At 73.9% G+C, this 14,080-nt stretch carries 10 protein-coding genes and 1 pseudogene; 2 read left to right on the top strand and 9 right to left on the bottom strand.

Annotated features, from left to right (window positions below):
* Nucleotides 1–29 precede the first annotated feature (29 nt).
* From CNO22_RS20325 to sbnA, 3 genes are read right to left on the bottom strand one after another with little or no spacing between them, the layout of a single operon-like run.
* Nucleotides 30–2,564 carry a non-ribosomal peptide synthetase gene (locus CNO22_RS20325; RefSeq protein WP_100501082.1) on the bottom strand — a complete coding sequence of 845 codons (2,535 nt, stop codon included), beginning with the start codon at nucleotides 2,562–2,564 and terminating at the stop codon, nucleotides 30–32.
* Nucleotides 2,561–5,701 carry a Pls/PosA family non-ribosomal peptide synthetase gene (locus tag CNO22_RS20320; RefSeq protein WP_232807199.1) on the bottom strand — a complete coding sequence of 1,047 codons (3,141 nt, stop codon included), beginning with the start codon at nucleotides 5,699–5,701 and terminating at the stop codon, nucleotides 2,561–2,563. Before CNO22_RS20320 ends, CNO22_RS20325 begins: the two co-directional genes overlap by 4 nt.
* A gap of 1 nt (nucleotide 5,702) precedes the next feature.
* Nucleotides 5,703–6,785, bottom strand: coding sequence for a 2,3-diaminopropionate biosynthesis protein SbnA (gene sbnA, locus CNO22_RS20315; protein ID WP_100501081.1), 1,083 nt, complete (start codon nucleotides 6,783–6,785; stop codon nucleotides 5,703–5,705).
* Between the two features lie 457 nt (nucleotides 6,786–7,242).
* Between sbnA and CNO22_RS20310 the strand changes: the two genes are divergently transcribed.
* A complete protein-coding gene (locus CNO22_RS20310; protein ID WP_232807198.1) occupies nucleotides 7,243–7,902 on the top strand; it encodes a hypothetical protein in 660 nt (219 codons plus the stop codon).
* Between the two features lie 124 nt (nucleotides 7,903–8,026).
* Here the strand turns inward: CNO22_RS20310 and CNO22_RS20305 are convergent, their stop codons facing one another.
* The 4 genes from CNO22_RS20305 to CNO22_RS20290 all read right to left on the bottom strand — a co-directional run bounded on the left by CNO22_RS20305 (nucleotide 8,027) and on the right by CNO22_RS20290 (nucleotide 11,750).
* The gene (locus CNO22_RS20305; RefSeq protein WP_269799612.1) at nucleotides 8,027–9,262 is read right to left on the bottom strand and encodes a heparan-alpha-glucosaminide N-acetyltransferase domain-containing protein; all 1,236 of its coding nucleotides are present in this window, start codon (nucleotides 9,260–9,262) and stop codon (nucleotides 8,027–8,029) included.
* Between the two features lie 142 nt (nucleotides 9,263–9,404).
* Complete coding sequence (locus CNO22_RS20300; RefSeq protein WP_100501079.1) at nucleotides 9,405–10,172, bottom strand: sulfite exporter TauE/SafE family protein; 768 nt, start codon at nucleotides 10,170–10,172, stop codon at nucleotides 9,405–9,407.
* The gene (locus tag CNO22_RS20295; RefSeq protein ID WP_100501078.1) at nucleotides 10,169–10,915 is read right to left on the bottom strand and encodes a hypothetical protein; all 747 of its coding nucleotides are present in this window, start codon (nucleotides 10,913–10,915) and stop codon (nucleotides 10,169–10,171) included. Before CNO22_RS20295 ends, CNO22_RS20300 begins: the two co-directional genes overlap by 4 nt.
* Nucleotides 10,916–10,970: 55 nt before the next feature.
* Nucleotides 10,971–11,750 carry a sulfite exporter TauE/SafE family protein gene (locus CNO22_RS20290; RefSeq protein ID WP_100501077.1) on the bottom strand — a complete coding sequence of 260 codons (780 nt, stop codon included), beginning with the start codon at nucleotides 11,748–11,750 and terminating at the stop codon, nucleotides 10,971–10,973.
* A 335-nt stretch (nucleotides 11,751–12,085) separates the two neighbouring features.
* Here CNO22_RS20290 and CNO22_RS20285 point away from each other — a divergent pair, with 335 nt between their 5' ends.
* Entirely contained in the window at nucleotides 12,086–12,715 is a 630-nt protein-coding gene (locus CNO22_RS20285) for a hypothetical protein (RefSeq protein WP_157937032.1), read from the top strand.
* Between the two features lie 506 nt (nucleotides 12,716–13,221).
* On the opposite strand, the gene CNO22_RS20280 is transcribed toward CNO22_RS20285, so the two are convergent.
* Nucleotides 13,222–13,722: a hypothetical protein gene (locus CNO22_RS20280; RefSeq protein ID WP_100501075.1), complete on the bottom strand. Its 501-nt coding sequence runs from the start codon at nucleotides 13,720–13,722 to the stop codon at nucleotides 13,222–13,224.
* 172 nt (nucleotides 13,723–13,894) lie between these two features.
* A pseudogene (locus CNO22_RS20275) lies at nucleotides 13,895–14,080 on the bottom strand (hypothetical protein); the annotation flags it as partial.

Here is a 14,080-nt window from a genome sequence, read left to right as displayed (position 1 = left end):
GGCGTCGGATGTGTATAAGGGACAGGACGTCATGAGGCACTGCCTTCCGGAGTCCGGGGGGTGGGGACGGGGGAGGAGCCGGCGCGCTCGTCGAGCAGCGCGGCGAGATCGGCCAGGACGGGGTGCCGGACCAGGTCGGGCAGGGAGACGGCGCGGTCGAGCGCGATCGCCAGTTTCACCGCCGACAGCGACGTGCCGCCCCGGTCGAAGAAGCCGTCGGTGCGGCCGATGCGGTCGGCCGGGATGCCGAGCACCCGCGACCAGGCGGCGGCGACCCGCCGCTCGCTCGCCGTCCGCAGCGCCGCGGGGTCCGCCTCGGCCGCGGCCAGCTGACCGGCCAGCGCGGTGAGCGCCTTGGTGTCGACCTTCCCGTTGGGGGTCAGCGGGAGCGCCGGCCGCCGGTGGAAGGCCCGCGGCACCATGTAGGCCGGCAGCGACGCGGCGAGGTGCTCCCGCAGGACGTCGTCCGGGACGGCGTCGGCGCCGGTCCAGAAGGCGACCAGGTGGCGGCTGCGGTCGGGCCCCTCGGCGACGACCACGGCGCCGTCGCGCACGCCGGGCACGCGCAGCAGGGTGTTCTCGACCTCGCCGATCTCGATGCGGAAGCCGGAGATCTTCACCTGGCTGTCCCGCCGGCCGAGGAACTCCAGCTCGCCGCCGGGCAGCCAGCGGCCGGAGTCGCCACTGCGGTAGAGCCGCCGGCCCGGGCGGTACGGGTCGGGCACGAAGGCCGCCCGGGTCCGCTCCGGGTCGTTGACGTAGCCGCGGCCGACGCAGACGCCGGAGAAGACGATCTCGCCGGGCGCCCCCAGGGGAACCGGCACCAGGTGGTCGTCGACGACCCGCACCTCGACGTTGGCGATGGGCCGGCCCAGCGGCACCCGGTCGGTGTCCGGCACCGCCCGCAGCACCGCGTGGTTGGTGTCGTCGGAGGTCTCGGTCAGCCCGTAGGCGTTGACCAGCGCGATGTCCGGCGCTGCTGCGAACCAGCGCTGCACGAGCTCCTTCTTCACGGCCTCGCCGGTGACGGAGACGCAGCGCAGGTCCGGCAGCGTCCGGGGGTGCGCCTCGAGGTAGGTCAGCACCACCTCGAGGTAGGAGGGCACCACCTGCACCACCGCGACGTGCTCGTCGGCCAGCCGGTCGACGAAGCGCTCGGCGTCGAGGACGACGTCCTGCGGCACGAGCACCGTCCGGCCGCCGACCACGAGGGCCGACACCAGCTGCCACAGCGAGATGTCGAAGCACTGCGGGGCGACCTGGGCGACCACCCGCCCCTCGGCGATGCCGAGGTCGTCGACCTTGGCCAGGACGTGGTTGAGCATCCCGGCGTGCTCGCACATCGCGCCCTTGGGCTCACCCGTCGACCCGGAGGTGAAGTACAGGTACGCCAGCTGGTCGGGGCCCACCGGCACGCCGGGGCCGGTGGCGGGGTGCCCCTCGGCCGCGGCGTCGCCGACGGTCAGCGCCCGCACGTCGGGCAGCCCGGTCAGCGCCACGTCGAGCGAGCCGGTGCTGCCCGGCTCGGTGAGCACCAGCCGGCACCCCGCGCGGGTCAGCACCCGGGCGATCCGGTCGGCCGGGAAGTGCGGCTCGACCGGCAGGTACGCGCCGCCGGCCTTGAACACCGCGAGGACGGCGGTCAGCCAGTCCAGGTCGCGCTCGGTGACCACCGCGACGACGTCCTCGGGCTGCAGGCCGCGGGAGAGCAGGGCGTGGGCGACCTGGTTGGCGCGGGCGTCGAGCTCGCCGTAGGTGATCCGCTGCTCGCCGTGGACGGCGGCGACGTCGTCCGGGTGCCTGCGGGCCTGGTCCTCGACGAGCTCGTGCACCCGGCGGTCGGGCAGCTCGCGGGACGGCCCGGCGAGCCCGTCGAGCTGCAGCGCGAGCTCCTCCGGGGAGAGCAGCACGGCCTGTCCCGGGTCGGCGTCGGGGTCGGCGGCGAGCTGTTCCAGCGCGGTGCGGTGGTAGCCGCCGATCCGTGCGGCGGCCCCGGCGTCCAGGACGTCGGAGCGGTACCGCAGCCGCAGGGCGAGCCGCTCGCCGCGGTGCACCGGTGCGACCTCCAGCACGACGTCGCGGACGAGGCCACCGTCCACGCCGATGGGGTCGAACACCACCTCGGACGACGGCCTGGAGGTGCCGAGCTCCCGGCGGAGGGCGTCGAGGTCCGCGTGCCGGTGCGCCAGCAGTGCGGCCTCGGTGGACGCGGTCGCCCGGACCAGCTGCCGCCACGAGCCGGTGTCCACCGACAGCCGGCAGGGCAGCGGCGCTCCGCCGTCCCCGGCGACGTAGCCGGTGACGACGCCGGACTCGCCAGCCAGCGCGGCCAGCACCCGGGCGTGCGCGGCCAGCAGCACCGAGCCCAGCGGGACGGCGAGCCGGTCGGCCAGCCGGCGCAGCGCGACGAGGGTGGCGTCGGACAGCGGCACCTCGACCGCTGTCGTGCCCGGCACCGGCTCGGGGGCCCAGCGGGGGACCGTGGTCGACCCGCCGGCGAGGAGCACCTCCCGCCAGAACGCCCGGTCGACGTCGGTGGTCGCGGGCGTGCCGACGGCGGTCACCGGGACCCCGCCAGGTGCCGGCCGTGCGCCCGGTGCCGGCCCGTGCGGCGCGGGACGGGGATCGCAGCGAGGGGGTCGTCCTCTCCGAACGTGGCCATGAGCTCCTCCAGGGGATGGGGGTCGTCGTCCTCTCCGAACGTGGCCATGAGCTCCTCCAGGGGATGGGGGTCGTCGTCCGGCCGGAGTGCCGGGAGAGCGGCGGGGACGGACAGCTCGCGCGCCGGGTTGCCGCCCCAGGAGGCGCCCGGCGGGACCTCCTCGCCCTTCATGAGGAAGGAGGACGGGCCGAGCACCACGCCGTCGCCCATCGTGACGCCGTAGTGCACGAGGGCGTCGATCCCGATCGTGCAGCCCGAACCGATGGTGATCCGGTCGGACTTGAAGGCGCCGTCCTCCTGCGAGTGGCCCTGGATCGCGGTGCCGACGTTGAGCGTGCAGTAGTCCCCGATGGTGACGAGGGTCCGCTCCGGGATGCCGCAGCCGTCGTCGAAGAGCATCCGGCCGGTCCGGACGCCGAGCGCCCGCCAGAACAGGCCCTTGAACGGGGTTCCGGTGAGCGGGTTGGGGCTGGCCAGGAACTTCCAGTAGCGCTCGTGCCACCAGAAGTAGGGGTCGTAGATGGAGCAGAACCGCGGGGTGAGTGGGCGGAACCTCATGACGGCGCGCTCGAGGAGCATGAAGTAGCCGATGGTGAACCAGAGGGTCAGCACCATGGTCGCCGTGAGCGCCCACGGCCCCCACCTGTCGTAGAAGTCGGCGCCCGTGAGGACGAGCAGGGTGGCGCCGAAGACGTTCAGCCACCGGAGCAGGAGGAACAGCCCTATGGTGCGCAGGTTGTAGCGGTTCTTGGCGGCCAGGTGGCTGCGTCGTTCCGCTTCATCCGAGTAGTGGTGCACCCCGGCGTCCCGCTCCACCGAGCGGGGGATCTCGAAGGCGGGCGAGCCCAGCAGCCCGACGTCCTTGCGCACCTCGCCGTGGGTGGGGATCTGCACCACCGAGCCGAGCAGGACGTTGTCACCCAACCTGGCCTGCGAGGGGTAGGCGATGCCGTTGCCCATGAAGGTCCGGCCCGGGATCGACACCGGGGCGACGCGGAAGGACGTGCTCGAGTAGTCGGCGTTGTAGATCGCGATGCCGTCGGCGATCATGGCGCCGCTGCCGACCGTGATCACGTACGGGTTCTCGTGCTTGACCCCCGTGCCGAAGTTGGACCCGCTCTGCACCAGGTCGGGGAAGCGGTACCCGATGGACCGCAGGTAGTGGACGACGTAGGAGCTGTCGCCGAAGAGGGTCATCAGGAACTTGCTGTTGCTGCGGCGGGTGATCGACCGGTGAATCGCGTAGTGGAACCCGTAGAGGGGATAGACCTTGCCCGGCTTCAGCGCCAGGTTGAGCACCCGTGGCACGGTGAGGATGGAGAGGTAGCTGACGACCAGGTAGCCGAAGAAGATCACGGTGGAGAAGAGCAGCGCGTCGCCGTAGAAGGCCCAGCTGGTGAACGCCAGCGGCCCGGGCTCCAGGAGCGCGTCGAGCTGCGGGACCGCGGTGAGCAGGACTCCCAGGACGACCATGCCCAGCGGCAGCCGGAAGGCGACCAGGTTGGCCAGCTGCGAGACGGTGTAGGTGACCCTCCGCCAGGTGCTGCTGGGCAGCGGCTCGACCGCCGAGTAGTCCGCGTCGGCCCGCTGCGCCGGGGAGCCGTGCCAGCACTCCCCGGCCGGGACGGAATGTCCCCTGTGCAGCGTGGAGCGGTGGCCCAGCTGGGCGCCGTCGCCCATCGAGGTGTCGATCTCGAGCACCGCCGTCTCGCCGACGACGACGTCCTTCCCGAGGGTGACCGGGCCGGTCTGGATCATGCCCGCCATGGCCCGGTAGCAGTTGACGAACGAGTCCTTGCGGATCACCGTGCCGTCGCCGACGGTCAGCAGGTCGGTGCACACCGGCACGCCCCGGGTGAAGATCGCGACGCCCTTGCCGATCCGTGCGCCCAGGGCCCGGAGGTACAGCGCGTACAGCGGCGTGCCGACGAACAGGGCCAGCGGGTTCGTCCGGATCATGGTCTTGACGACCCAGAAGCGGACGTACGCCAGGCTCCAGATCCGGATCTCCTGGGGCTTCCACCGCCCGACGAGCAGCCACTTCGCCGCGATGGGGAGAAGGCTCAGGGCGACGAAGGACACCCCACCGAAGACCACGGCCCGGAGGTAGCTGTCCACCGCCCCTGAGGCGGCGAAGATCCAGTCGTAGCCCTGGATGAAGATCACCGAGTAGAGGAACGTGTACCCGACGAAGACCAGGAACTGCAGGGCCCCGCAGAGCACGTACTCCAGCCTGCTGGCCGGTGGACCCACCGGGGCCGGCGCCGGCACCGACGGCTCGACGGGGTGCGGTGCGACCTCCGCGACCGCCGCCGCCAGCCTGCGGACGGTCGGGTGCGCGTAGACGTCCCGCATCGCCACGGTGGGCAAGTCCGGGTGCTTGCGGACGCGGGCGCAGAAGCGGGCCAGGACCATCGAGTCGGCGCCGAGGTCGTCGAAGAAGTGGCTGTCGTGGGCCACCGTGTCGACGTGCAGCACCTCGGCCAGGACGGCGGCCAGCCCGTCCTGGACGGGGCTCGGAGTCGGCGCGGGTGCGAGTGCGCCGGCCAGGCTGGTGAGGGTCGGGTGCTGGTAGACGTCCTTGATCGACACCGGCGGCAGCTCCGGCTGCCTGCGGATGCGGGCGCAGAAGCGGGCCATGACCATCGAGTCCGCGCCCAGCTCGTCGAAGACGTGCGCGCCGGGGTCGACGCTCTCGACGCCGAGGACCTCGGCGAGCACCGCGGCGTACCCGGTGACCACCGGGTCGGCCGCCGGCGCCGGCGCGAGCGCCGTCGCCAGGCTGCTGATGGTGGGGTGCTGGTAGACGTCCTTGATGGAGACGGCGGGCAGGTCCGGGTGCTTGCGCACGCGGGCGCAGAAGCGGGCCATGACCATCGAGTCGGCACCCAGGTCGTCGAAGACGTGCGCGTCGGGGGCCACGGAGTCCACTCCCAGCACCTCGGCCAGCACGGCGGCGTAGCCGGTGACCACCGGGTCCGCCATCGGCGCGGGGGCGACCGCGCCGGCGGAGACCACGTCCACGGGGCGTCCCAGCACGTCAGCTCCCCGACCGCGGCAGGGGCAGCGGGGTGACGGTGGCGCCGGACCGGTGGCTGAGCAGGGCGTCGGCGGTCGCCTCCGCCGTCGGCCGCGACAGGCTCTCCCGGAACGGGCGGCCCGCCTCGACCGGTTCGAGCACGTCCTTGCCGAAGAGGTCGTCGAGCCAGTTGGTCTGGTAGACGGTGTCGAGGTACCGCTCGCCCAGGTCCGGGGCGATGGCGACGGCGGTGACGCCCGGCTCACCGTTGCGCGCCAGCCAGCTCGCCGCCCCGCTGACCACCGTGCCCGTGGAGCCGCCGAACAGGAAGCCCCGGTGGGCCAGCCGGTGGCAGGCGCGGAGGGTGTCGGCCTCCTCGACGAGCACCACCTCGTCGACGTAGGAGTCGTCCAGCAGCGCCGGGCGGACCGCGCTGCCCAGCCCGGGGATCATCCGCCGGGCCGGGGGGCCGCCGAAGGTCACCGAGCCCACGGCGTCGACCGCGACGACGTGCACCGGGCGGTGCCACTCGCGGAAGAAGCGGGCGCAGCCCATGAGGGTCCCGGTGGTGCCGGCGCCGACGAACAGCACGTCGAGGTCGGGGAAGTCACGGGCGATCGCCGGCGCGGTCCGCTTGAAGTGGGCCCGCCAGTTGCCCGGGTTGCGGTACTGGTTGAGCCAGACGAAGCGCGGGTCGGAGCCGCACATGGCCTGCACGTAGTCGATCCGCGCCCCGAGGAAGCCGCCGACCGGGTCGGGCTCGGTGACGATGTGGACCTGGCTGCCCAGGGCCTCCATCAGCCGCCGGGTCGACAGGTTGCAGCGCGGGTCGGTCACGCACAGGAACCGGTAGCCGCGGCTGGCGGCGATCATGGCCAACGCGACGCCGAGGTTGCCCGACGAGGACTCGATGAGCACGGAGTCCGGGGTCAGGACGCCGTCACGCTCCGCCGACTCCACCATCTCGGTGGCGGCCTTGAGCTTGATCGAGCCGGCGAAGTTGAAGCCCTCGCACTTGAGGAACAGCGGCGCGTCGACGATCGACCGCAGGTCCACGTACAGGTCCTCCTCGTTGAAGGCCTGCGGGACGGAGATGACGGTCACGGGCGGTCTCCTCGGGAGTGGCAGCGCACGCGGCTGCACGTGGGAACCGGGACAACGGGGGAAGCGGGGAAGCGCTCGCACCCATCCAGAGGGCGGCGGCTGCGCGGGTGATACACCGGGAGGCGGGCCGTGCGGCCCGCGGGAGACGGGGGCGGGCGGGCCCCGCGCGGCTGCCCGGGTCCAGGCGTCCTGGTGTTCCGCGCTCGGTCTGGGTCGGGACCATGGGTTCCCCGCACGCTCGGCCGGCCGGACCGTCGGCACTGCCGGGCGCCGTCGAGCCGGTGTGGTGCTGGGAAGTCTGTGTTACGAAGAGGTTTCGTCTCTATCAGACATCTGGTGTAGTCCGGACGACCCAGGACCAGGGACCCTGATCAGCCCGGGTGTCGACGTGTCGACGTGTCGACACCCGGTCCGGCCTCCCTGCCGCCGCCGGTTCCTCCGCCTAGCGTGGACGTCGATGTCCGAGGCACCCCGCACCCCGTCGTCCCCCGTGACCACCGAGCTGCCCGCGGCCGAGCCCGCCGGTGCGACCCCGGCCGGTGCGACGCCGTCCGGGGCCACCCCCGCGGGCGCCGCGCCGTCCGGCCCCGTGCCCTCCGGCCCGGTCCCGTCGGGTCCGCTGCCGTCCGGCCCGGTCCCGTCCGGCCCGACGGCGACCGGCCCCATCCCGGTCGGGACGCCACCGGCGCCGCCGCAGCCGGCCGCCGGCCCCACGCCTCCGGAGGGCGCCCAGTCGACCGGTCCGGTCGCCCGCCGTCCCCGCATCGGTGCCCGCAACCCGTTCCCGCTGACCCGGATGGGCCCGTGGGCGCCGGTCGCCGGGGCGGTGGTCGGTCTGCTCACCGGCCTGCTCGTCGTGCTGCTGCTCGCCGGGGTCGCCGAGGCGTTCCGGGAGCGCCTGGCGCTGGTCTTCCTCACCGTCGGCCTCGGCATGCTGGGTGCGGCCGGGGCCCTGCTGGCCGACGAGGTGCGTCTGGTGCGCCGCGGTGCGCGGGAGGCCGGCATCCGGCCGGCCTGGGTCGAGGCGACGGCCAACCTCATCAACGGCCTCACGCCGGCCCGGCTGCTGTTGCTGGCCAGCGCGTTCGTCCTCTTCCTCGCCGCCTACGTCAGCTGACCCGTCCCCGGCACGCACGCGACGCCGGGCATGCCCGTCCTCCGGCGACGGCCGGCCGAGCAGCGCGTCGAGGTCCACCGACCGACCGGTGCGCGCCGATCGGTCACCCGCCGGGCCGACGGGCTCACCGTGGTGTCCGCGTGCGGGACCGGAGGGCGACGTCGGGTGGGTCGAACTCGCCCGTCCGCTCGCCGCCGTCGATCGCACGAGCCGCCCGATCGGAGCTCCAGGCGAGCAGCCGCTCCAGCGGTCCGCGGCCGGCAACCCGCCGCCAGGCGACCGACGACGCCACCGCTCCGGCCGACAGCAGGACCCACGCCGTCCCCGGGGACGTCTCCGGGGGGAGGGCCCACAACGCCACGACCTGCAGGCTGTACACGGTCAGCGCCATCGCCCCCACCGAGGCGACGGGGTGGATCAGGCGCGGGAGGGCGTCGGCGACCACCAGGCACACCGCGATGGCGGCGACCGCGACACCGGCCGAGGCCAGCAGCCAGAACGGCGTCCCGCTGTGCGGCTGAGCGCCGCTGAGCCAGGCCGGGTCCCACGTGCCGGGGTCCTCGTACCCCTGCTCCAGCCCGGGGGAGGGAACGCCGTCGGCGAGCAACTGGGTGCTGAGCCAGCCGAGCAGGTAACCGGTGACCGCGGCGGCCGTGCCGGCCACGAACAGGGAGACGCGCACGCGACCGTCGGCGAGGTCGAGCCGGGCGAGTGCCAGGCCGACCAGGACGAACGTCCACCACCACAGCGCCGGGTACTCGCCGTTGAGCAGCAGTGCCGTGAAGGGGGTCTCCACGTCCGCTGCCACGGCCAGCCGGGCGAGGACCAGGGCCGTCGGCGGGGTGGCCACGGCCAGGCCGGCGCTCAGGAGGAGCAGGTGATCCGGCGACCACCGGAGGAAGGGCAGCGCGAGGAAGAACAGCGCCGCGTAGTAGCTGAGGATCACCGCGACATCCGTGCCCAGGAACTCGAGTACGCCGCCGATCACGAACACCCACGCCGCGCGGACCATGATGCGGACCCGTGCGCGGACCAGGGCGTGCCCCGTCGACGGACGCACGCCCCCGGACAGCAGGCCGATGGACACCCCGGCCAGGACCGCGAACAAGGCGGCGGAGCGGCCGTGGACGACGGCCGACCAGCTCGACGGCGCCCAGGTCAGCTCCTCGGTCACCCCCACGTGGGCGGCGAACATGCCGAGCACCGCCAGGCCACGAGCCAGATCGAGCCCGGTGATGCGGGTCCGTCCGCCCGGGGCGGGAGTCGCTCGGACACCGGCGGCACGGCCGGACGGTGTGGCACACCGTCCCCCGGCCGGCTGGGTCCGGACGGGGTGAGCTGGGCAGGGGATCGTGTCCATGGCGGGGCAGGCTAGGGGGCCCCGCGACCGGTGCGTCCGCTCCTCGACGCCCTTTGCCAAACGATTGCCTGGTGCTGGCCCGCGGCCGTCCCCGGCCGGCGGCGCCATGGCCGGCGCGGACCGGCCCGGCGGTCCCCGGGGCTCAGCCGTAGGCCTGGACGGCGAGGTGCACCGCCAGACCGAGCCCGGCGAGGCCGATGAGCCGGCGCAGCAGCGTCTGCGGCGCGCGGCGCACCACGCGCGGGCCGAGCCGCCCGCCGACGAACAGGCCGATCGCCAGCGGCAGCGCCGCGGACCAGGCGACCGGTGCGAACACGGCGAAGCCGATCGCCGCCGTCAGGTTGGCCGCACCGAGCACCACGTTGCGCAGCGCGTTGCCGACCGCCAGGCCCTCGCCGGTCGAGAGCAGGAACAGGGCCAGCAGCATCACGCCCGCCGCCGCGCCGAAGTAACCGCCGTACACGGCGACGGCGAGGACGGCCAGCGGCAGCCACCACGGGTCGCGGTGCGTCGGGTGCGCAGCGGCCCCGCGCTCGGCCAGCTCCCGCGGCGGCCGCTGCACCAGGAGCGCCACGGCGGCGCCGGCGATCAGCCACGGCACGATCCGCTCGAAGGCGTCCGACGGCGTGAGCAGCAGCAGGGCCGCGCCGGCGGCGCCGCCCAGGACCGCGCCGCCCGTGAGCCGCAGCAGCCGCCGTCCCTGGCCGCGCAGCTCCGGACCGGAGGCGCTCACCGAGCCCACGCCGTTGAGCACCAGGGCCACGGTGTTGGTCACGTTGGCCGCCACCGGCGGCAGGCCGGCCGCGAGCAGCGCCGGGTAGCTCACCAGCGAGGCCAGGCCGGCGATGCTGCCGGTCAGCCCCCCGCCGATGCCGGCCAGCACGAGGAGGGCGAACTCCGCAGCGGTCACCCGGCGTCGCCGTCGCGGTGCGGGGCGGCCTGCAGGTCGCCGGGCACCAGGCGGCCGGCGACGATGTCCTCGGCGACGTCGTCCACCACCCGGCCGGCGACGATCGCCGAGGCGCGCATCGTGGCGATGGCGTCGGTGGCGTCCAGCCCGAAGGCGATGCCGACCAACCCCATGGCCTGCCAGACGTTGGCCCGCCGCTGCGCGTCCGGCCCGTCCAGCCAGCTGCTGCCGTCCTCGGGGAACTCCGGGCCGGACACCGTGACCGCCAGCTCCTGCGTGGTCACCCGGGCGACGTCCAGCACCTCGTCGCGGTCGAGGGAGGTCAGCCGCGCGGCGTCGCGCACGTACAGGTCGAGGACCACCAGCGGTCCCATCGGCGGGGGCAGCGGCAGCGAGAGCACGCCGCGGTAGGTGGTCTCGTCGAGCAGCGCGGCCCACAGCTCCGGCCAGTTGCGCGCGATGTCCTCCAGGGAGAAGGCGATCACCGTGCCGTTGTCCTGCGCGCGCAGGCACGGGCCGTCACCGACGGTGAACTGGAGGCGCTCAGCGTGCGCGGTCTGCGGGTCGCTGGCGCCGATCGGCGTCCGGAGCAGGCCGACGTGGAGGCTGAGCCCGGCGCCGTCCACCCCGAGGGCGGCGGCACAGGCCCGGGCCAGTCGCGCGGGCAGCAGTTCCGGGCCGGTGAGGTCGGCCGGCGAGGTGGCCAGGGCCTGGTCGAAGCGTTCGGCTGCACTCCCGGTCATGGGTCAAGCTTGCCGCGTGGCCCTGCCGGCTCCGACACCGGCCGGTCCCGGAGTGTCACCGGGTGAGCAGGACGGCGATCGCGACGCACCCGAGCGCGACGATGGCGCCGCGCAGCACGGCCGAGGGCAGCCGGCGGCCGAACCGGGCGCCGACGTACCCGCCCAGCAGCGCGCCGGCTGCGACCAGCCCGGCGGCCCGCCAGTCGACGCGGTCGGTGGCCACGACGACGTAGGCCCCGGCGGCCACGCCGTTGACCGCGAGGGTGAGCACGTTCTTGATCGCGTTGAGCCGCTGCAGGGACTCGCGCAGCAGCAGCCCGAAGATGCCGATCTGCAGCACGCCCTGGCTGGCCGCGAAGTACCCGCCGTAGCTCCCGGTCGCGTAGGCGCCGGCGAACAGCGCGGCCAGCCGGCCGGGGCCGATCCGCGGCGGCGCTGCCCCCTCCGGGCGCCGGCGCGCCAGGGCCCGGGACACCATCGGCTGGACGGCGACGAGGACGACGGCCAGCCCCACCAGCGTCGGCACGATCGCCTCGAAGCTGCTCGCCGGCAGGGTCAGCAGCAGGAAGGCGCCGGTGAGCGCGCCGAGCACCGAGGCGGGCAGCAGCCGCAGCAGCAGGCCGCGCTGCCCCTCGAGCTCCCGCCGGTAGCCCAGCGACCCGGCGAGGTTGCCGGGCACCAGGCCCAGCGAGTTGCTGATCGTCGCGGTCACCGGCGGCAGCCCGACGGCCAGTAGCACCGGGAAGGTCACCAGCGTGCCCGAGCCGACGACGGCGTTGATGGCGCCCGCGGCCAGCCCCGCTGCGGCGACCGCGAGCATCTCGAGTCCGGTCATGCGGTCATCAAATGTGAGCGTGCCACGCCTCCCGGGCGGACGAGGTCGAGGAACCACGGCACGGCGTCGAGGCGCATGAGGTGCCGGCTCGCCGTTGCTCCCGGACCGCGCGTCGGCGGGCGGCGGTGCCAGACTCGGCCGGCGGAACTGCTGGGCACGGACGTCTTGGTCATCCTCGGCGTCTACGCGGTCCTGTTCGTGCTCGCGCTGCCGTTCCTCCGGTGGTCGCCGCGCCGCCTGCTGCTGCTGGCCGGGGCCCTGGCGGTGGTCGCCCCACCTCTGTCCCTGTTGCTGTCCGAGGTCGCGCTGGTGGCCGAGGACGAGGGGGCGTTCCCTTGTTGGTCCTCACCGGCGCGTACCCGGCCCTGTGGTGGTGGTCGTTCGTCTTGGTGGGCCTGGCGCTCAGCCGGCTCGACCTCTCGGCCCGCCGAGTCCGGACGATCCTCCTCCTCGCCGGCGCGGTGGCCGCGGTCGCGGGCTACGTACTCGGCTGGCTGAGCACCCAGCTGCTCGCGAACGGCGTTGCGGTCCCGGAGCCCGAGGACGCGTACGGCCGCCTCGGCGGCTGGGACGAGGAGAGCGTCGGGGGGCAGTGGGACTGGAGCTGGCTGAGCGGATCCCAGCCGCACACGGGAACGCCCTTCTGGTTGCTGGCCTCGGCCGGATTCGCGGTCGCCGTCATCGCCCTCTGCCTGGTGGTCGCGGATGCCCTCCCGCGGCTGAGCTACCCCCTCGCCTCCGTGGGTCCGATGGCCCTCACGGTGTGCAGCCTCCACATCGTGGTCCTCGGGATACTCCCTGACGTGTCCGGCGGAACGGCGTGGATCATCTTCACGGCCGGCGCGGTCGCGTTCGCGGTCGCCTGGCGGCTGTTCGCCGGACGTGGTCCGCTCGAGCGGCTGCTCACCTGGAGTTCGAACCGGGCGGCCGCACTGCCGGACCGCACGCCCGCGCCGGCGCTCTAGCTTCCGCTGCCGAAGCCGAAGCCGAGGGCCGGTGGTCCGTCCCAGTGGTCTCATCCGGCCGCCCGGTGTCCTCAGACCTGAGCTTCAGCACGGTGGCCGAGGGACTCGGCCGATCACGAGTGAGGCAGGGGGGTATCCGTTTCTGCGCACCGAGCTGGACGACCGTCTCGTACTCGACCACTCCGCGCTGCTGACCGCCGAGCGGCGAGAGACGGCGGCCGCGTCTTGGGCGCGGGCGCGCGCCTGCTCGGTCGGCTACGGGGGTCACCGTCCGGCGCGTCCTGACCGACGACAACGGCAGCTACTGCTGTCGCTCGGGTGTCCTCGCCCAGGCTCCGGGCAACGTCCGGCACGAGCCCACCGGGACCTGTCGACCGCCACCAAGGACACGCTCGTGCCGGCGCCGGCGGGACGGTGCGTCCTCCGGTCATCCAGCCGTGCCGCCGCTTCTGGCCCGTTTCCCATCGGCGGTGCCACCCACCTGCGGGTCCGGACCTGGGCGACCGTCAGTTCATGCTGAGGGCGCCGATGCCCGGAACGAGGAGGCCGGATCCGCCGGCCTCGCTCCACACGGACCATGGCACGAGCCCGGTCGGGGCCGCGGCCTCAGGCTGGGTTCGCACGGGCGCGATCCTCCACGTGCTGGTCCTGACGAGCGTGTCGAAGCGGCTGTCCGCGACCGCTCCCGACATCGTCAGGCACCGCGCCGTGATGCAGGGGTTCGGCCCGACGGTCGTCAGGGCTGCGCGCAGCCGCTGCAGGACCCGGTCGAGCTGCGCGAGGGAGCGCGAGTCGGTTCGGGACGCGTGCACCTGGAGGGTCAGCAGCTCCGACCCGGCGGGGGCGGACGTGCGCTCGTCGACCTTCCACCTCAGGGACACGAAGCAGGACGCCGCCCGGTCATCCAGAGCACCGTCCGCCTCGAGACGTCGGGCGTAGTTGGCGAGCAGCGTCCTCAGCGTGGCGTCGCGGGCGATGAGGTTGAAAGCCACGATGCGAATGTCCACGGGAACCCTCCTCGATGCCGGCTGTGTCGACGGGTGCCGGGACCGGTCGTCCGCACGACGCAATCCGCTGCGTCCTCGACGCTAGGCGGGCGATGCCGAGCAACAGTCCAGGAGAAGGCAAGACTTCGGTTAAACCGTCGGCGGGTCAGGGAGGAGACGTCTAGGGCGTGTCTCATAGATCGTGGTCGGCGGGGTGGCGGAGCCAGATCTTGATCGAGGCGACGTCGATCGTGCCGCGGAAGACGAACTCGCGTTTGTTGGTGCGCATTGCGACCGCCCGGAAGTCCTTGAGCTTGTTGATCGCGCGCTCGACGGTGTTTCGCTGCTTGTAGGACTCCACGTCGAAGGCCGGTGGCCG

Source organism: Geodermatophilus chilensis (assembly GCF_002802985.1).
Classification (GTDB): domain Bacteria; phylum Actinomycetota; class Actinomycetes; order Mycobacteriales; family Geodermatophilaceae; genus Geodermatophilus; species Geodermatophilus chilensis.
The sequence above is the reverse complement of the archived record's forward strand: the minus strand, read 5'-3'. Positions and strand labels throughout refer to the sequence as shown.

Bases quoted from the DNA above. Each gene is read 5' to 3' on its own strand.
- CNO22_RS20310 (WP_232807198.1), top strand. From the start codon at position 7,243: ATGTCCGAGGCACCCCGCACCCCGTCGTCCCCCGTGACCACCGAGCTG.
- CNO22_RS20305 (WP_269799612.1), bottom strand. From the start codon at position 9,262: ATGGACACGATCCCCTGCCCAGCTCACCCCGTCCGGACCCAGCCGGCC.
- CNO22_RS20295 (WP_100501078.1), bottom strand. From the start codon at position 10,915: ATGACCGGGAGTGCAGCCGAACGCTTCGACCAGGCCCTGGCCACCTCG.
- CNO22_RS20290 (WP_100501077.1), bottom strand. From the start codon at position 11,750: ATGACCGGACTCGAGATGCTCGCGGTCGCCGCAGCGGGGCTGGCCGCG.